Source organism: Methylobacterium sp. J-043, from assembly GCF_022829505.1.
Classification (GTDB): domain Bacteria; phylum Pseudomonadota; class Alphaproteobacteria; order Rhizobiales; family Beijerinckiaceae; genus Methylobacterium; species Methylobacterium extorquens_A.
On sequence record NZ_JAKSYB010000025.1, the window covers coordinates 140,101 to 157,245 of the forward strand.

The following is a 17,145-nucleotide window of genomic DNA, read 5'->3' on the forward strand; positions in this document are numbered from 1 at the left end:
ATGCTGATCAAGCGCAAGAGCGGCGACGCTGCTCGCACCAAGCACCAGGCCGTCGCCGCCGGTCTGGCGGCAGGCGTGCTCGACCGCCGCGCCTTCCTCCGCAAGTCCGGGCTGACCGCCGGCGCGCTCGCCGCCGCCGGTACGATCCAGCTTGGCTCGGTGCGCAAGGCACAGGCCGCCGGCTCCTCGGCGGTCGGGCCGGACACGGTCATCAAAAAGAACGTCTGCACCCACTGCTCGGTGGGCTGCACGGTGACGGCCGAGGTCGTCAACGGCGTCTGGGTCGGCCAGGAGCCGTCCTATGCGAGCCCGATCAACCGCGGCACGCACTGCGCCAAGGGCGCGGCGATCCGCGAACTCGTCTCCTCCGACCGCCGCCTGAAGTACCCAATGAAGCTCGAAGGCGGGCAATGGAAGCGGATCTCGTGGGATCAGGCCTACGAGGAGATCGGCGACAAGCTCGCCGCCATCCGCGAGAAGAACGGCGCCGATTCGGTGTACTGGCTGGGCTCGGCCAAGTTCACCAACGAAGCCTCCTACCTGATGCGCAAGTTCGCTGCCCTGTGGGGCACGAACTCGATCGACCATCAGGCGCGCATCTGCCACTCGACCACGGTGGCGGGCGTGGCCAACACCTGGGGCTACGGCGCCCAGACCAATTCCTACAACGACATCCGCAACGCCAAGACGATGATCATCCTCGGCGGCAACCCCGCCGAGGCGCACCCGGTCTCCCTTCAGCACGTGCTGTCGGGCAAGGAGATCAACCGCGCGAACATGATCGTCATCGATCCGCGCTTCACCCGCACCGCGGCGCACGCCACGGAATACGTGCGCATCCGCTCCGGCACCGATATTCCGGTGGTGTGGGGCATCCTCTGGCACATCTTCCAGAATGGCTGGGAGGACAAGGAGTTCATTGCACAACGCGTCTACGCGATGGACGACGTTCGCAAGGAAGTCGCCAAGTGGACGCCCGACGAGGTCGAGCGCGTCTCGGGCGTGCCGGGCGAGCAGCTCAAGCGCGTGGCGGAGACGTTCGCCAAGGAGAAGCCCGCCACCTTGATCTGGTGCATGGGCGCGACCCAGCACACGGTCGGCACCGCCAACGTGCGCGCGCTGTGCATCCTGTGTCTGGCCACCGGCAATGTCGGTAAGCCCGGCACCGGCGCCAACATCTTCCGCGGCCACACCAACGTGCAGGGCGCGACGGATCTGGGTCTCGATGTGACGTCGCTGCCGCTCTATTACGGCCTTGTCGAAGGCGGCTGGCGCCACTGGGCCCGCGTCTGGGACGTGGAGTACGACTGGCTGCAATCGCGCTTCGATGAGGTTCCGGCGAAGGGCGGCCGCAAGGCACGCACCCGCAAGGAGAACATGGAGGCGCCCGGCATCACCTCGACCCGCTGGTTCGATGCCGTGAACCTACCAGCCGAGCAGGTCGATCAGCGCAGTCCGATCAAGGCGTTCATGGTGTTCGGCCACGGCGGCAACACCGTGACCCGCATGCCCGAAGCCATCGACGGCATGAACAAGCTGGAACTGCTGGTCGTCGCCGACCCGCACCCGACCACCTTCGCCGCGCTCGATGCCCGGCAGGACAACACCTACCTCCTGCCGATCTGCACCTCGCTGGAGATGGACGGCTCGCGCACCGCCTCGAACCGCTCGATCCAGTGGGGCGAGCAGATCGTGAAGCCGGCCTTCGAGTCGAAGAACGACTACGAAGTCCTCTACCGTCTCGCGCAGAAGCTCGGCTTTTCCGACAAGCTCTGCAAGAACATCAAGGTCGTCGACGGCATTCCCGATGCGGAAGACATCCTGCGGGAGATCAACCGCGGCGGCTGGTCCACCGGCTATTGCGGCCAGTCGCCGGAGCGGCTGAAGGCGCATATGCGCAACCAGCACAAGTTCGACCTCGTGACGCTGCGTGCGCCCAAGGACGATCCGGAGGTCGGCGGCGATTATTACGGCCTGCCCTGGCCGTGCTGGGGCAAGCCGGAGCTGCGCCATCCGGGCTCGGCGATCCTCTACAACACGAGCCTCCACGTGAAGGAAGGCGGCGGCGGCTTCCGCGCGCGGTTCGGAACCGAGCGCAACGGCCAGACCTTGCTTGCCGAGAATTCCTTCTCGAAGGGCTCCGACCTGACCGACGGCTATCCCGAGTTCACCTTCGGGGTGTTCAAGAAGCTCGGCTGGGACAAGGACCTGACGCCGGACGAACTCGCGACGATCCTCAAGATCGGCGGCGAGAAGCCCGATACCGTGAGCTGGGCGACCGACCTCTCGGGCGGCATCCAGCGCGTCTGCCTCGACCACGGCGTCTCGCCCTTCGGCAACGGCAAGGCCCGGGCCAATGCCTGGAACCTGCCCGACCCGGTGCCGGTGCACCGCGAGCCGGTCTACTCGCCCCGCCCCGATCTCGTGGCGAAGTACCCGACCCGGCCCGACGAGCGGCAGTTGCGCATGCCGAATATCGGCTTCTCGGTGCAGAAGTCGGTCGTAGACCGCGGCGTCGCCAAGGACTTCCCGATCATCCTCACCTCCGGTCGCCTCGTGGAATACGAGGGCGGCGGCGAGGAGACCCGTTCGAACCCGTGGCTCGCCGAGCTGCAACAGGACATGTTCGTCGAGATCAACACCGGGGATGCGGCTGCGCGCGGCATCAAGGACGGTCAGTGGGTCTGGGTGAGCGGGCCTGAGAACAGCTCCAAGGCCAAGGTCAAGGCGCTGGTGACCGACCGCGTCGGCAAGGGCGTGGCGTTCATGCCCTTCCACTTCTCCGGTTGGTACCAGGGCAAGGACATGCGCGACTACTACCCGAAGGGCACCGACCCTGTGGTGCTCGGCGAGAGCGTGAACACCGTGACCACCTACGGCTTCGATCCTGTGACGGGCATGCAGGAAACGAAGTGCACCCTGTGCCAGATCGCAGCGGCCTGAGAGGAACCGAACCATGGCCCGGATGAAGTTCCTCTGCGACGCGGATCGCTGCATCGAGTGCAACGCCTGCGTCACCGCCTGCAAGAACGAGCACGAGGTGCCGTGGGGCATCAATCGCCGCCGCGTCGTCACCCTCAACGACGGCAAGCCCGGCGAGCGCTCGGTCTCGATGGCCTGCATGCACTGCACCGACGCACCCTGCGCGGCGGTGTGCCCGGTGAACTGCTTCTACACCACGGCCGATGCCGTGGTGCTGCACTCCAAGGACATCTGCATCGGCTGCGGCTACTGCTTCTACGCCTGCCCGTTCGGCGCGCCGCAATATCCGCGCGTCGGCAACTTCGGTTCGCGCGGCAAGATGGACAAGTGCACCTACTGCTCGGGCGGCCCCGAGCCCGATTTCTCGACCGCCGAGTACGAGAAGTACGGCTCGAACCGCCTCGCGGAAGGCAAGCTGCCGCTCTGCGCCGAGATGTGCTCCACCAAGGCGCTGCTCGCGGGTGACGGCGAGATGATCGCCGAGATCTACAAGCAGCGGGTGATCAAGCGCGGCTACGGCTCCGGCGCCTGGGGCTGGAAGACGGCCTACCGCGAGACCGTCGCGATCTGAGCCTGTGTCGAGCGCGGATATACGGGTCCGCGCTCGCGAGCTGTGACGACCCTTCGAAAGGAACGCCGATGCGGCGGGCGACGACCTTCCTCAGCACCCTCCTTCTGGCGGCGATGCTCTTCGCGGTGCCCGGCGCCCTCGGTCCGGTGTGGGCGCAGAACCCGATCCAAGCCGACGGCCAGAACCCGATGGGCGCCCGGCCGACCGCGGATTCGGTCAATGAGGAATTCCTGTTCAAGCAGGAATCCAAGATCCGCGGCCGGGTCTCGATCCCCGACGGCAAGTCGGCCAACCTGATCCAGCCGCAGGGCCGTGAGTATCAGAACTTCCGCGAGCGCTGGCTGCCCTGGATCGGCGCGCTCACCATCCTCGGCATGCTCGCCGCGCTCGGCGCGTTTTTCTTGTTCCGCGGCCGGATCATGATGGAGCACAGCCAGGAATCGGGGAAGAAGATCCTGCGCTTCAACGCGTTCGAGCGCTTCACCCACTGGATGACGGCTTTGTGCTTCATCATCCTGTCGCTGTCGGGCCTGAACTACATCTTCGGCAAGCGGCTGCTGATGCCGCTGATCGGACCGGAGGCGTTCGGCGCCATCGCGCAATGGGCCAAGTACAGCCACGTTTACCTCGCGTGGCCGTTCATGCTCGGCGTGGCCTTCATGTTCGTCCTTTGGATCCGAGACAACATCCCGAACCGGGTCGATTGGGCCTGGATCAAGGCCGGCGGCGGCTTCATCGGCAAGGGTCATCCCCATGCCGCCCGTTTCAATGCCGGCCAGAAGGGTGTGTTCTGGATGGTCGCCGGCTTCGGCGCGGCCATGGCCGCCACCGGCCTGATGATGCTGTTCCCCTTCGCGCTCACCGACATCAACGGGATGCAGGTGATGCAGGTGATCCACTCCGTGATCGGAATCGTGTTCATCGCGGGCATCCTGGCCCACATCTATATCGGCACGCTCGGCATGGAGGGCGCCTACGACGCCATGGGCAGCGGCAAGGTCGATCTCGCCTGGGCGCGCGCGCACCATGACCTCTGGGTCGAGCGGGAGGAGGCGCGCACCGGCAGCGGACCGCAGCTCAAGGGCCATCCTGCACCCGCGGAGTGATGAAAGGGGAGACCGGCGGCGCGGGCCGGTCTTTACCGTCGAACGACAGGGCCACCCGCGCTGACCGAGGCTCATGCCTCCAGGGAAGACACGACCATGAAAGCCTTCCTCGCCGCCGTGATTGCCGCCATCGCCCTCGGGGTGCTGGCGATGTTCGCGCTCACCAGCAATCAGAAGTTTGCCTATCAGGCGTTCGCGACCTCCGGGGCGCGGGTGTCGGAGCCCGGCACCAACCTCGTCGGTCCCCGCTGGAACGGCGATCCGAAACCGGACGAGTACAACGGTGAGCCGCATGGCAAGGCCGAGGGTGAAGCGTCGCACCCGAAGCGCTCCTGAGCGAACCTCAAAAACACGATAACGAAATCGAGGGAGTGAGCCCGATGAAGCCTTCGCCGATCATCCGGCACCTCGCCTGCGGCCTCGCGGCCTGTGCGCTTCTCGCCGGCACCGCCATGGCTCAGGATGCGAGCCCGAGCGCGCCGGCCGCGCAGCAGGCATCGGGCAAGCCGGCCAATCTCTGCCAGGAACTGGTGGCGTTCGTGAAGCAGCCGGAGCCGGCCAACAAGGCCGCGGCGACGCCGCCGCAGCAGGCCACCGCCGTCTCGAACCCCTCCGGCAAGACCGAGGGCGGCAAGCCGGCGGATGGCGGCGAACCTCAAAAGACGTCGGGCCTCAGCGGCGCCGTCAACGAAACCGGCAACGGGCCGGCATCGGGCCCCGCCACCGGCAACCCGGCGGACAACCCGAACGCCAGGGCGAACGCGGCGGCCAAGAGCCCGCCTCCCCCGGCAGCGCCCGCCCCGGCCCCGAAGCCGGACCCGGCAACGGTGGAGAAGCTCGAAGCCGCGGCCGGCGCTAACGATTTTGCCGGCTGCCGCGAAGCCGCCCGGTCCATGCGCGTGGCTGGCGTCGTTCTCCCCCCGCCCCTGCTCGCGCTCGCGGCGTTGGATCTCAGGTTCTTCCAGCAGTAGAAATGGAGGCGGAGCCGCCAGGCTCCGCCTCCGGTCAGGCAGCGCCCTGCAGCGGTGCCACCGGGTTGGCGACAGGCGCCGGCTTCTCCGCACCGCCGCGCACCAGCGCGATCACCAGCGCCGTGAGCGTGAGCAGATCGCAGGTCAGGCCGAAGACGGAGCCGACCAGCGTGTTGTGGATCGCCCAGCACGAAGACGCGCCGAGGAAGAAGCGGCGCATGGATTGTGAATTCCCCTGAAGCCGTGCCGTCGTCGCCAGCAGCGACCCGAGCCCGGCGCAGGCCGAGGGCCATCCGCTCCAGGTCGCGAGCGTGAGGCAGAGGGCGACGAGACTGCTCGCCAGGAACAAGGGGGCGACCCAGGCTGCCCGAGAATCGGGCCCGATCCAGCGGGCCGCCACCACGCTCTGCATCACCGAAACGAGGCACATCGCTGTGCCGGTCTGTGCGCCGAGCCGCAGGAAGTGCCCTGCGAAGCAAGCCGAGCAAGCCGCCGAAGTGAAGAGGATCAAACTTCGCCGCGGCATCATTCCACCGGCAAAGCCCAGGCAGAGCCCAAGACTTCCAAACAGGTCGAGGTGTTCACGCGCGGCATTCCACGCGAGGGAAGCGAGATCTACGGGGGACATGAGAAGGGTCTCGAACGACGCGTTCGTTATTCGTGTGTGACGGGCGTTCTGTTGAAGCTTGGTCTTCACTCTTCCTTCGCGACCTTTGCGGTTCGCCGCGAAAGCAGTGCCGACTGCGCGTAGAGCCGCACGGGTCTTGCCCGTTGCGCTATTCCTGCGTGGTAACCGGTTCGTTAACGCGACGATAACGGGACGTCGGCGTGGCAAAGGCGCCTCACCTCTGGAGCGAGGCGCCTTTGCCCGCCCGGTGAGAATGAACGTTCATTGACATGAGAATGAACGTTCACTATCGAGTTCTCGGCAGCGTAGGAGTTGGGCCATGAGCATGGTTGTCGGTGACCGGGCGTCTTTCCCTCGCGCCGTCGGACCGGAGGGCTTCAGCCCGGCGCGGTGGTTCAAGGCGGTCTGCACGCCGGCAAACCTGCTCGTCTGCGCCGTCGTGGCGTTCGGCTGGTTCGCGCTGCTTGGCTGGACCGGTGCCGGTCCGGACGGCTGGCAGGCCCGCCTCTGTGCCGATCTCGACCTTCAGCCGCGCTCCTGCGCCGCCGTGCAGTTTCTCAGCGAGCCGAGCCGCACCGCCGCCACGGACACCGTAGGAATTACGTCATGAGTGCAGCGGCCGGCGCCGTCATCGACGCCCGGAGCGGACAGGCGGCCCGGCGCGAGCACATTCTCGACGCGGCCGAAGCCTGCTTCGTCCGCAACGGGTTTCACCGCACCACGATGCAGGATCTTGCCCGCGAGGCTGTGATGAGCCCCGGCAACATCTACCGCTACTTCGATTCCAAGGAGGCCGTCGTCCTCGGGCTGGCCGAGCGCGACCGCGAGCGCGGCGCCGTCCTCGTCGAGGCGATGGAGCGGGCCGGCGACAGGCGGGCCGCGCTGATGGGCGTGCTCGCCCGCTTCTTCCTCGACCTCAGCCGCGGGGCGGCGATCCTGCGCCTCGACGTCTGGGCGGAGTCGAGCCGCAATGCGGCCATTGGCGCCATGGTCGCCTGCGGCGACGAAGAGGGTCGGACCTGGCTCATCACGATGTTCGACGCGATCAAGACCTCGCCCGAGTGCGACTCGGCCGCCCTGTTCGATGCCGTCGCCCCGCTGATGAAAGGCATCATCGTGAGCCGTGCGCTGAGCGCCGATTACGATGCCGGCCCGGCCGTGGCGCAGCTTCAGGCCGTGATCGATGCCGGCCTGTCCGGTCCGTTCCCCCTCCCCCGCCTCGATCTGGAGACCGGCCGATGAAACGCGTCCGGGCCCTCGCCCTCCCCGCCTTCCTGCTCGCCGCCGCGGGCCTCGCGCCGGCTCGCGCCGAGACCACCCCGCCCCCGTCGAAGACCGCACCGGCGCCCACCGTCAGCGTGGTCGAGGCCGAGCGGCGCGAGATCATCGAGAGCGTGGTCGTGACCGGCACCCTGGTGCCGCGCGACGAGATCCTCGTGACCCCCGAGATCGACGGCTACCGCCTCGTCGAGCTTCCGACCGAGGAGGGCATGCGCGTCGAGAAGGGGCAGGTGCTCGCCCGCCTCAACCGCGACCTGATCGACCGGCAGCTCGCGCAGCAAGGTGCGCTGATCGACAAGGTGAACGCCGCCGTGCCGCAGGCCCAGAACAACATCGAGCAGGCCGAGGCCTCCGAACTCGAAGCACGTCTGGCCCATGATCGCGCCAAGCAACTGATCCAGACCGGCATCACCACCGCGGCCGTCATGGAGAACCGCACCGCCGCCCTGCGGCAGGCGGAGGGCAAGCTCGCCTTCGCCCGTAACGGGTTGGCGATGGCCAAGGCCGAACTGGCGCAGGCCAAGGCGGTGCGCGACGAACTCGAGTTGCGCCTCGCCCGCACGGAGATCCGCGCACCGGAAGCCGGCATCGTCAGCCGCCGCACGGCGCGGGTCGGCATGGCGACGTCCTCGTCGGCCGAGCCGCTGTTCCGGCTGATCGCCCGCGGCGAGATCGAACTCGAGGCCGAGGTCATCGAGACCAAGCTGCCGCTGCTGCGCGAGGGTGCCCCTGCCTTCATCGAGATCGGCGAAGGCGAGCGCGTCACGGGCAACGTCCGCGCGGTCTACCCGGAGGTCGATAAGGCGAGCCGGCTCGGAAAGGTTCGCGTCCGCCTCGATCCCGATCCGCGCCTGCGCATCGGCACCTTCGCCCGCGGCGGCGTCGAACTCGCCCGCACCCGCGGCGTCACGGTGCCCCAGGCCTCCGTCCTCTACGGCGGCGGCAAGCGAAGCTCCGTGCTGGTCGTCGCGGAGGACAAGGTCGAGTCCCGCGAAGTCCGCACCGGCCTGTCCGACGACGACGACATCGAGATCCGCTCCGGCCTCACGGAAGGCGAGCGGGTCGTGGCCCGCGCCGGCAGCTTCCTGCGCGACGGCGACCGCGTCCGCCCGGTTCCGCTCGCGCGACCGGGGCAGACACCGGCCGCCATCTCCGCCGCGCCCGCGCCGCAGGCCACCGCCGACGCCGGCTCACGCTAAGGCGGCTTGAGCCTCAGCCCCATCGATCATCCATCTGACGGGTTGCCCCGATGCGCCTGAACATTTCCGCCTGGGCGATCCGCAATCCGATCGCGCCCCTCGTCCTGTTCCTCGTGCTGGTGGTGCTCGGCCTCGTCAGCTTCCGGGGACTTGCCGTCACCCGCATGCCGAACGTGGACGTGCCGATTGTTTCGGTCTCGATCACGCAGGGCGGCGCCGCGCCTTCCGAGTTGCAGACCCAGGTCACCAAATGGGTCGAGGATTCGATTGCGGGCGTTCGCGGGGTGAAACACATCACCTCGGCGATCACGGAAGGGTCCTCCGTCACCACGGTCGAGTTTCGGCTTGAGGTGAACACCGACCGGGCGGTCAACGACGTGAAGGATGCGGTCTCGAAGATCCGCATCAACCTGCCCCGCACCATCGACGAACCGGTCATCCAGCGCGTCGAGATCACCGGCCTGCCGATCCTCATCTACGGTGTGACATCACCCGCGATGACGCCGGCCGACCTGTCGTGGTTCGTCGAGGACAAGGTGGCGCGCACGCTCCAGGGCGTGAAGGGCGTCGGCGGCGTCGAGCGTGTCGGCGGTGTTGCCCGCGAGATCCGCATCACCCCGCTGCCCGACCGGCTGCTGGCGCTCGGCATCACCGCGGCGGACGTGAACCGGCAGGTACGCATCACCTCGGCCGACTTGGCAGGCGGACGCGGCGAAGTCGGGGGGCGCGAGCAGTCGATCCGCACGCTGGCCGCCTCGCGCACGATCCGCGACCTGAAGGCGACCTCCATCGTCCTGCCCGGCGGCCGCAAGGTCCGCCTCGACGACCTCGCCACGGTCGAGGATTCGATCGAGGAGCCGCGCACCTTCGCCCGCTTCAACGGCGAATCCGTCGTCGCCTTCTCGGTCTCCCGCGGCTCGGGCGCGAGCGATGCCGAGGTTGCTGCGGGCGTCGAGAAGAAGATCGCCGAGTTCGCTCAAGGCTATCCCGACATCCAGTTCCAGGAGATCGATTCCTCGGTCGCGGCGACGCGGGGCAGCTACGCCTCGGCGATGCACACGCTGATGGAGGGCGCCGCCCTCGCCGTCATCGTAGTGTTCCTGTTCCTGCGCGACTGGCGCGCCACCCTGATCGCCGCCGTCGCTCTGCCGCTCTCCGTGCTTCCGACGTTCTGGGCGATGGATGCGCTGGGCTTCACCCTCAACGGGATCAGCCTGCTCGCGATCACGCTGGTCACGGGCATCCTCGTGGACGACGCCATCGTCGAGATCGAGAACGTGGTGCGCCACATGCGGATGGGCAAATCACCCTACCGCGCTTCGATCGAGGGCGCCGACGAGATCGGGCTTGCCGTCATCGCCATCACCGCGACCCTGATCGCGGTCTTTGCCCCCGTTTCCTTCATGGGCGGCATCGCCGGGCGCTACTTCATCCAGTTCGGGCTCACCATCGCCGTGTCGGTGTTCATGTCGCTGCTGGTGGCACGCTTGATCACGCCGCTCTTGGCCGCCTACTTCCTGCGTGACCACGGCCACGCGGAGGAGCGAGAGGGCCCGGTGATGCGCGGCTATACCCGCCTCGTCGACTGGTCGGTGCGCCATAAGTGGATCACGCTGATGGTTGGGCTCGCGCTGTTTGCCGGCTCGATCGTCTCGACCAAGCTCCTGCCCTCGGGCTTCATCCCGAAGCAGGACAACGCCCGCACCCTGTTCATGATCGAGCTGGCTCCGGGCGCCCGCCTCCCCGACACCATCGCGGTTGCCGACCGCGTGGTCGAACGCATCCGTGCCCTGCCCGAGGTCACCTCGGTCTTCGTCGATGGCGGTCGTCAGGCCGGCGGCAAGAAAGAGACGCGGCTCGCCACGCTGATCGTGAACCTGAGCCCGAAGTCCGAGCGCGCGAAGCGCCAATGGACCATCGAATCCGAGGTCGCCGCCCTGCTGTCGCAGGAGCCCGACATCCGCTCGTGGACCCTGCGTGACAGCGGCCAGCGCGACCTTGCCCTCGTCGTCAGCGGCCCCGACGTCGATGTGGTGACGGAGATCGCCGCACGGCTCCAGCGTGACATGGCGGCGATCCCGCACCTCGTCTCGGTGATGTCGACGGCACCGCTGAACCGCACCGAGGTGCGCATCCGCCCGAAGCCGGGTGCTGCGGCCGATCTCGGCGTCGCGACCGACGTGATCGCAGAAACCGTGCGGGTCGGCACCATCGGCGACATCGGCATCAACCTCGCCAAGTTCAACGCGGCGGACCGCCAGGTGCCGATCCGGGTGCAGCTTCCCGAGAGCGCCCGCGGCGCGATCGCGCGGCTCGAAAACCTGAAGGTACCGGCCAAGAACGGAACGGCGGTGCCGCTCGCGGCGGTGGCCGACATCGAACTCGACCAGGGCCCCGGCGCGATCGAGCGCTACGACCGGGCGGTACGCGTGGCGGTGGAGGCCAACATGGAGGGCTCGGACGCGCTCGGCTCACTGATCGAGCAAGCGCTGGCGACACCGACGGCGAAAAGCCTGCCGCCGGGCGTGACCATCCGCCAGACCGGTGACGCGGAGATCATGCAGGAGGTCTTCTCCGGCTTCCTCATGGCGATGGGCGCCGGCATCATGATGGTCTACGCGGTGCTGGTGCTGCTGTTCGGTTCGTTCCTCCAGCCGCTCACGATCCTGTTCTCGCTGCCCCTCTCGATCGGCGGCGCCATCCTCGGCCTGCTGATCTGCCACATGCCGATCTCGATGCCGGTGGTGATCGGCCTCCTGATGCTCATGGGGCTGGTGACGAAGAACGCGATCATGCTCGTGGACTTCGCCGTCGAGGAGATGGCCCACGGCGTGGATCGCGTCACCGCCATCGTCGATGCCGGGCGCAAGCGGGCCCGGCCGATCGTGATGACCACGATTGCCATGGCTGCCGGCATGGTCCCCTCGGCCCTGGCGCTCGGCATCGGCGGCGAGTTCCGCGCGCCGATGGCGGTCGCCGTGATCGCCGGTCTCATCGTCTCGACCCTGCTCTCGCTGGTCTTCGTCCCCGCGGTGTTCCTTCTGATGGACAGCCTCGGCAGCAACATCGGCCGGCTGCTCAGCCGCTTCGTCGGCCCGCGCGACGAGCCCGAAGACGCCCCCACCCCGGCCGCACACCACGGCTGATCCACTCCGCATCGGCCCCGGCGATGGGCCGGGACATGGCCCGAGGAGCCTTGATGACACCCATCCTGACACGCTTCGCCACGGCGGCGATCGCCGCGCTGGCCGCATTCGCCTGCATGAGTCCGGATATGGCCAAGGCCGCCGACCCGACCGGGATCTGGCTCACCGAGGACGGGCGCGCCCGCGTCCGCACGGAGCATTGCGGCGGCGACGGCCGTCACCTGTGCGGCTACGTGGTGTGGCTGCAGAAGCCCGAGGGCGAGGACGGCAAGCCGCGGACCGACCGCTACCATCCCGACGCGCGGCGGCATGCTCGGACGATCCTCGGCCACCAAATGCTGCTCGGGCTCAAGCCGAATTCAGAGGGGCGCTTCGAGGGCAAGATCTACAACGGCGACAACGGCAAGGCTTACGACGTCACCGTCTGGAGCGAGACGCCGACCGAACTCTCGGTGAAGGGCTGCATGCTCGCGGTGTTCTGCGGCTCGCAGGTCTGGACGCGGGTCAGCGACGTGCCGCCGGGACAGCTCCAGGCGGCGACCGACGCACCGGGCGGGCCGCGCGCCGATCCCGAATGGGCAGCCAAGCCCGCGCCGGGGACAGGTCCGAAGGGCCGCACGCCGGACGGGCAGAAGACCGCGCCGCGATAGAGTTTCGCGCATCCCGTATGGATGCCCCGGCATCGCGTCGCTTCTTCCGGAAGCGCGCGGTACGCCGGCCGGCACGTGCACTGCCCCCTCGCACGAGCCGGCCGGTTGTCCATTCCAAGATGTGACCCCCGAGCCGTGCACCGCCACCGGCAATGACGCGCCTCTGGTTTGCACTCCGACCGCTCAGATATCGCGGCCCTGATAGACACCGGGCTCTTCGATGCGCCGTCCCCTCATGCGCTCGAGAGCACGTCCGTCGATGGCTGCGAGAGCGGCGCCGATGAGGGCCATACCGACAGTGTGCCGAACATCCAGAGGCTCGCCCAGCACCAGGGCGCCAAGCAGGATGGCTGTCATCGGGATCAGAAAGGTGACGAGCAGGAGATTGGTCGCCCCGGCCGTCGCCAGCAGGCGGAAGTAGAGCCAGTATGCGAGCGCGGTGGAAAGCACCGCGATTCCGAGCACCGCGCCCCATACGGCCACGCCTGGCATCGGCAGCGTCCACGGCCGGTCCACCAGCAACGCCACGGGCAGAAGCACGAGCGTGGATGCCGTCACCTGGCCGGTCGCGGTGGCGAGCGGCAGGATGCTCATGCGCTGGAAGCGCCGCCCGAAGACGCCGGCCAGGGCGTAGGATAGGGCTGCGCCGAGCACCGCGAGTTGCGCCAGGAGAGGGCTCCCTTCGTCGGCGAACGCCCCGGCGCCGATCATCACGGCCACACCCAGGAGGCCGGTGAGCGCCCCCGCCATCCGGCTTCCGGTCATCCGCTCGTCGGACGTCAGCAGGTGGGCGACGACGACGGTGAAGAGCGGTGTCGTGGCGTTGAGAATGGCCGCGATCCCCGAGGCGATCTGCGTCTGCCCCCAGACGATGAGGGAGAAGGGCACGACGTTGTTGAGGAGCCCCATCCGGAAGAAGGCAATCCAGACGTCGCGGCCGCGAGGGAGGCGGATGCCGGCCAGAGGCAGGGCGGCATTGAGGATCAGCGCAGCCAATCCGACGCGCAGGACGACGAGCGTCAGAGGCGGCAGCGCGGACAGTGCCACACCCGCGAAGAAGAACGATCCGCCCCAGAGCACGGACAATCCGAGCAGCATCGCCCATTCGAGCGGCGACATGGTGCGGTTGACGACGGTTGGCATGGGCAAGCTCCGGCAAACTCCGAGCCCTTGCCTACGGCTCCATCCGGACGCCGCGCTTCCCGCTTCCTGCTTTCGAATCCCCCGGCGCCGCCACGGGCGCGATGCTTCGGAACGGCCGGAGCGACGCCTACCGCGACCGGTCGAGCAACCCCGAGACCACGCGGGCGGTGTAGTCCACCATCGGCACGATGCGGGAATAGTTGAGCCGCGTCGGGCCGATCACGCCGACGACACCGACGATCTTCTGCGCGCTGTCGCGGAAGGGGGCGGCGATCATCGAGGAGCCGGAGAGCGAAAACAGCTTGTTCTCCGAGCCGATGAAGATGCGCACGCCGTCGCCCTGCTCGGCCCGCGCCAGCAGCTCGATCACATCCTTCTGCGTCTCGAGGTCATTGAACAGCAGTCGGATGCGCTCCAAGTCTTCGGCCGCGCGCAGGTCGTCCAGAAGGTTGGCCTGCCCCCGCACGATGAGTTGCCGCGCCTCGGACGGGCCGACCGTGGTGGCGAGCCCGGCATCGACCAATCGCTCGGTCAGAGTGTCGAGCTCCCGCTTCATCGCCATGCGGCCGTTCTCGATATCGGCACGCAGGGTATCGAGGGTGCGGCCGCGCAGGCGGGCGTTGAGGAAGTTCGAGGCTTCCTGCAGCGCCCCCGCCGGCAGGCCCGGCGGAAGATCGACGAGGCGGTTCTCCACCGTTCCGTCGATCGAGACCAGAACCACGAGCGCGCGCTCGGCATCGAGCCGCACGAACTCCACATGCTTGAGCCCGGCATCGACCTTGGTGGTCAGCACCACGCCCGCCCCGCGGGAAATGCCCGAGAGCAGCGAGGACGCCTCAGCCAGGGCCGAATCGAAGGTGTGGCGCGAGGCTGCCGCCTGCATCTGCGCCTCGATGCGCGCCTTCTCGGCGAGATCGACATCGCCGATCTCCATCATCGCATCGACGAAGAAGCGCAGGCCCAGCTCCGTCGGCAGGCGCCCGGACGATGTGTGAGGTGCAAAGATCAGTCCGGAATGCTCCAGATCCGCCATCACGTTGCGGATCGAGGCCGGGGACAGGCTCATCGGCAGGATGCGCGCGAGATTGCGCGACCCCACCGGCTCGCCTGTGGTGACGTAGCTCTCGACGATCTGCCGGAAGATTTCTCGGGCGCGCTCGTTGAGGGCGGCGAGCGCTTGGGGTTGCGGATTCACGATGGGCTGTAGAGCCTCGATCAAGGGAAGAGGAACCTGGCGCATGCAGGACCCTGACAAACGAGTGTGAGCGCTTGGGCGCCGCCGATCAATCCTATCGTGCCGCGACGCGACCGACGAAGGACGGACTGTGCCCAGCCGGCAAACGACACCCTGCACGAGTTCGGCCGGGAAATCATAGGGATCATTCTGCCTCCCCGAGTCGTTTGGTAAGCAGGGCGGCGTTTCGAACCGCGATCCGCGGCCCCCTCACCCGAGTAAAGATGGAGCCTCCGATAGTGCTGACTGGCGCACGAAAGACCATGGTCAAGGTCGCCGCACTGGCGATCGCGGTCACCGGCTTGAGCCTCGCTTCGGCGCCCCGCGCTGCGCAGGCTGCCCCGCTCCCGATCCAAACCGAGGCGACCGCGCCGGCCGGTGAGATGATCGAGCAGGCGCAGTACCGCCGTGATCGCCGCCACTACCGCCGCCACATGCGTCACCGTGGCCATTGGCACCGCCATCACCGGTTCGGCGGCCCGCGCCATCATCACCACCGCCGTCACTGGAATCACCGCCGCTGGTGATCGGCCGGAAGGTCGTTTGAAGGGCCGCCGTCGCGAGACGGCGGCCTTTTTCATGCCGGAGGCCGTCTCCGAGCGAAAAGGGGCAAGTCCATCGCTCGAAGACGCCCGAGGGGTTTCGTGGCGCAAGCCGCGCCGCGCGGAGCGGGCTTTTCGGGACTTCGGTCCTGAGACGTTTGGAGCGAAGCGAGAGCCTCGACCCGCAGAGACGGGCGCCGGCAACTGAGGCCGGCGGGAAATCCAGAGCCATCGCCTTCAGGCGATCGCCCTGGGGCAGGCCGGGCGGCGGTTGCCGCCGGGGCTGGCAGCGCCTAAGAGCCCGGGCTTCGATTTTCGACACGGGAGCTTACCAAGCCATGCGGCCCTCGAAGCGCGCGGCGGACGCGATGCGCGACGTCACGCTGGAGCGGGCGGTCGCCCGCTACGCGGAAGGCTCCTGCCTCGTCACCTTCGGCAACACCCGTGTGCTCTGCACCGCCTCGCTGGAAGAGCGCGGCCCGCCGTGGCTGCGCGGCTCCGGCAAGGGCTGGGTCACCGCCGAATACGCGATGCTGCCGCGTGCCACCCACGAGCGCACCCGCCGCGAGGTCAATTCCGGCAAGCCGTCGGGCCGCACGCAGGAGATCCAGCGGTTGATCGGCCGCTCCCTGCGCGCCGTCACCAACCTGCCGGCGCTGGGCGAGCGACAGATCACCGTCGATTGCGACGTGATCCAGGCCGACGGCGGCACCCGTACCGCCTCGATCACCGGTGCCTGGGTGGCCCTGCACGATTGCTTTGCCTGGATGCGCGCCCGCTCGATCATCTCGGTCGATCCCCTGAAGGACCATGTCGCGGCGGTCTCCTGCGGCATCTACAAGGGCCAGCCAGTGCTCGACCTCGACTACGCCGAGGACTCGGCGGCCGAGACGGACGCGAACTTCGTCGTCACCGGCAAGGGCGGCATCGTCGAGGTGCAAGGCACCGCCGAGATGGAGCCGTTCACGGACGAACAGTTCCTCGAATTGCTCCGGCTCGCCAAGGGCGGCGTCGCGGGGCTCGTCGAACTGCAGCGGAAGGCCATCGCGTGAGCACGCACCGCATCCTCTCGGGCAAGGTCGTCATCGCGACCCACAATGCCGGCAAGCTCGTGGAGATGCGCGAGCTGCTGGCCCCGTTCGGGGTCGAGGCGGTCTCGGCCGGCGAACTCGGCCTGCCGGAGCCCGACGAGACCGGCACGATGTTCTCGGAAAACGCGGCGATCAAGGCGCACGCCGCCGCCAACGCCTCCGGCCTACCGGCCTTCGCCGACGATTCCGGCCTCTGCGTCGATGCGCTGGATGGCGCGCCGGGCCTGTTTTCCGCCCGCTGGGCCGGCCCGGACAAGGACTTTTCCGGCGCCATGGCCCGGATCGCCGCCGAACTCGACAAGCGCGGCGCCACGGATCGTCGCGCCCACTTCGTCTCGGCGCTCGTTTTGGCGTGGCCCGATGGCCATACCGAGCTGTTCGAGGGCCGCGTCTTCGGCGATCTGGTGGCGCCGCGCGGCAGCCTTGGGTTCGGCTACGATCCGATGTTCCGGCCCGAGGGCATGGATCGCACCTTCGGCGAGATCTCTTCGGAGGAGAAGCACGGCGTCGATTGGCAGAGCGGTAACGCCCTTTCGCACCGGGCGCGGGCCTTCGTCGAGCTTGCGAAGGCGTGCCTGCGACGGCCGGGCTGAGCTTTCGC

General features: G+C 68.1%; 16 protein-coding genes. 13 read left to right on the top strand and 3 right to left on the bottom strand.

Going from position 1 to position 17,145, the window contains the following annotated elements:
• The 5 genes from MKK50_RS02195 (at position 1) to MKK50_RS02215 (ending at position 5,630) form a co-directional block, all read left to right on the top strand.
• On the top strand, positions 1-2,943 hold the full coding sequence (locus MKK50_RS02195; RefSeq protein ID WP_499020086.1) for a formate dehydrogenase subunit alpha: 2,943 nt from the start codon (positions 1-3) through the stop codon (positions 2,941-2,943).
• 13 nt (positions 2,944-2,956) lie between these two features.
• A complete protein-coding gene (fdh3B, locus tag MKK50_RS02200; RefSeq protein WP_003605051.1) occupies positions 2,957-3,553 on the top strand; it encodes a formate dehydrogenase FDH3 subunit beta in 597 nt (198 codons plus the stop codon).
• A 68-nt stretch (positions 3,554-3,621) separates the two neighbouring features.
• Positions 3,622-4,659 carry a formate dehydrogenase subunit gamma gene (locus MKK50_RS02205; RefSeq protein WP_499020088.1) on the top strand — a complete coding sequence of 346 codons (1,038 nt, stop codon included), beginning with the start codon at positions 3,622-3,624 and terminating at the stop codon, positions 4,657-4,659.
• 96 nt (positions 4,660-4,755) lie between these two features.
• Positions 4,756-4,995 (top strand): hypothetical protein, encoded by a 240-nt coding sequence (locus tag MKK50_RS02210; RefSeq protein ID WP_003605055.1) that lies wholly within the window; start codon positions 4,756-4,758, stop codon positions 4,993-4,995.
• A gap of 44 nt (positions 4,996-5,039) precedes the next feature.
• Positions 5,040-5,630: a hypothetical protein gene (locus MKK50_RS02215; protein ID WP_499020091.1), complete on the top strand. Its 591-nt coding sequence runs from the start codon at positions 5,040-5,042 to the stop codon at positions 5,628-5,630.
• Between the two features lie 34 nt (positions 5,631-5,664).
• Here the strand turns inward: MKK50_RS02215 and MKK50_RS02220 are convergent, their stop codons facing one another.
• Positions 5,665-6,258, bottom strand: a complete 594-nt coding sequence (locus MKK50_RS02220; RefSeq protein WP_499020093.1) for a YgjV family protein — start codon at positions 6,256-6,258, stop codon at positions 5,665-5,667.
• A gap of 319 nt (positions 6,259-6,577) precedes the next feature.
• On the opposite strand from MKK50_RS02220, the gene MKK50_RS02225 reads away from it, so the two are divergent.
• The 5 genes from MKK50_RS02225 to MKK50_RS02245 are packed head-to-tail and all read left to right on the top strand — an operon-like array spanning position 6,578 to position 12,534.
• Entirely contained in the window at positions 6,578-6,868 is a 291-nt protein-coding gene (locus tag MKK50_RS02225; RefSeq protein ID WP_499020095.1) for a hypothetical protein, read from the top strand.
• Positions 6,865-7,500: a TetR/AcrR family transcriptional regulator gene (locus MKK50_RS02230; RefSeq protein WP_253367757.1), complete on the top strand. Its 636-nt coding sequence runs from the start codon at positions 6,865-6,867 to the stop codon at positions 7,498-7,500. The genes MKK50_RS02225 and MKK50_RS02230 overlap by 4 nt, the downstream gene beginning before the upstream one ends.
• Positions 7,497-8,738: an efflux RND transporter periplasmic adaptor subunit gene (locus MKK50_RS02235; RefSeq protein WP_499020096.1), complete on the top strand. Its 1,242-nt coding sequence runs from the start codon at positions 7,497-7,499 to the stop codon at positions 8,736-8,738. Before MKK50_RS02230 ends, MKK50_RS02235 begins: the two co-directional genes overlap by 4 nt.
• 50 nt (positions 8,739-8,788) lie before the next feature.
• Complete coding sequence (locus tag MKK50_RS02240) at positions 8,789-11,884, top strand: efflux RND transporter permease subunit (RefSeq protein WP_499020097.1); 3,096 nt, start codon at positions 8,789-8,791, stop codon at positions 11,882-11,884.
• Between the two features lie 53 nt (positions 11,885-11,937).
• Entirely contained in the window at positions 11,938-12,534 is a 597-nt protein-coding gene (locus MKK50_RS02245; RefSeq protein ID WP_499020098.1) for a DUF2147 domain-containing protein, read from the top strand.
• Between the two features lie 183 nt (positions 12,535-12,717).
• On the opposite strand, the gene MKK50_RS02250 is transcribed toward MKK50_RS02245, so the two are convergent.
• Complete coding sequence (locus MKK50_RS02250) at positions 12,718-13,677, bottom strand: DMT family transporter (RefSeq protein WP_499020099.1); 960 nt, start codon at positions 13,675-13,677, stop codon at positions 12,718-12,720.
• A 127-nt stretch (positions 13,678-13,804) separates the two neighbouring features.
• Positions 13,805-14,917 carry a heat-inducible transcriptional repressor HrcA gene (hrcA, locus tag MKK50_RS02255; protein ID WP_499020100.1) on the bottom strand — a complete coding sequence of 371 codons (1,113 nt, stop codon included), beginning with the start codon at positions 14,915-14,917 and terminating at the stop codon, positions 13,805-13,807.
• A gap of 218 nt (positions 14,918-15,135) precedes the next feature.
• Here hrcA and MKK50_RS02260 point away from each other — a divergent pair, with 218 nt between their 5' ends.
• The 3 genes from MKK50_RS02260 to rdgB all read left to right on the top strand — a co-directional run bounded on the left by MKK50_RS02260 (position 15,136) and on the right by rdgB (position 17,137).
• A complete protein-coding gene (locus tag MKK50_RS02260; RefSeq protein WP_056195744.1) occupies positions 15,136-15,438 on the top strand; it encodes a hypothetical protein in 303 nt (100 codons plus the stop codon).
• A 353-nt stretch (positions 15,439-15,791) separates the two neighbouring features.
• On the top strand, positions 15,792-16,505 hold the full coding sequence (rph, locus tag MKK50_RS02265) for a ribonuclease PH (protein ID WP_003604865.1): 714 nt from the start codon (positions 15,792-15,794) through the stop codon (positions 16,503-16,505).
• Positions 16,502-17,137 (top strand): RdgB/HAM1 family non-canonical purine NTP pyrophosphatase, encoded by a 636-nt coding sequence (rdgB, locus tag MKK50_RS02270; RefSeq protein WP_499020102.1) that lies wholly within the window; start codon positions 16,502-16,504, stop codon positions 17,135-17,137. Before rph ends, rdgB begins: the two co-directional genes overlap by 4 nt.
• The last annotated feature ends 8 nt before the right edge of the window (positions 17,138-17,145 follow it).

Bases quoted from the DNA above. Each gene is read 5' to 3' on its own strand.
- MKK50_RS02235 (WP_499020096.1), top strand. From the start codon at position 7,497: ATGAAACGCGTCCGGGCCCTCGCCCTCCCCGCCTTCCTGCTCGCCGCC.
- fdh3B (WP_003605051.1), top strand. From the start codon at position 2,957: ATGGCCCGGATGAAGTTCCTCTGCGACGCGGATCGCTGCATCGAGTGC.
- MKK50_RS02205 (WP_499020088.1), top strand. From the start codon at position 3,622: ATGCGGCGGGCGACGACCTTCCTCAGCACCCTCCTTCTGGCGGCGATG.
- MKK50_RS02245 (WP_499020098.1), top strand. From the start codon at position 11,938: ATGACACCCATCCTGACACGCTTCGCCACGGCGGCGATCGCCGCGCTG.
- MKK50_RS02220 (WP_499020093.1), bottom strand. From the start codon at position 6,258: ATGTCCCCCGTAGATCTCGCTTCCCTCGCGTGGAATGCCGCGCGTGAA.
- MKK50_RS02195 (WP_499020086.1), top strand. From the start codon at position 1: ATGCTGATCAAGCGCAAGAGCGGCGACGCTGCTCGCACCAAGCACCAG.
- MKK50_RS02225 (WP_499020095.1), top strand. From the start codon at position 6,578: ATGAGCATGGTTGTCGGTGACCGGGCGTCTTTCCCTCGCGCCGTCGGA.
- rph (WP_003604865.1), top strand. From the start codon at position 15,792: ATGCGGCCCTCGAAGCGCGCGGCGGACGCGATGCGCGACGTCACGCTG.
- MKK50_RS02250 (WP_499020099.1), bottom strand. From the start codon at position 13,677: ATGCCAACCGTCGTCAACCGCACCATGTCGCCGCTCGAATGGGCGATG.
- MKK50_RS02240 (WP_499020097.1), top strand. From the start codon at position 8,789: ATGCGCCTGAACATTTCCGCCTGGGCGATCCGCAATCCGATCGCGCCC.
- MKK50_RS02230 (WP_253367757.1), top strand. From the start codon at position 6,865: ATGAGTGCAGCGGCCGGCGCCGTCATCGACGCCCGGAGCGGACAGGCG.
- MKK50_RS02210 (WP_003605055.1), top strand. From the start codon at position 4,756: ATGAAAGCCTTCCTCGCCGCCGTGATTGCCGCCATCGCCCTCGGGGTG.
- MKK50_RS02260 (WP_056195744.1), top strand. From the start codon at position 15,136: ATGGAGCCTCCGATAGTGCTGACTGGCGCACGAAAGACCATGGTCAAG.
- MKK50_RS02215 (WP_499020091.1), top strand. From the start codon at position 5,040: ATGAAGCCTTCGCCGATCATCCGGCACCTCGCCTGCGGCCTCGCGGCC.
- hrcA (WP_499020100.1), bottom strand. From the start codon at position 14,917: ATGCGCCAGGTTCCTCTTCCCTTGATCGAGGCTCTACAGCCCATCGTG.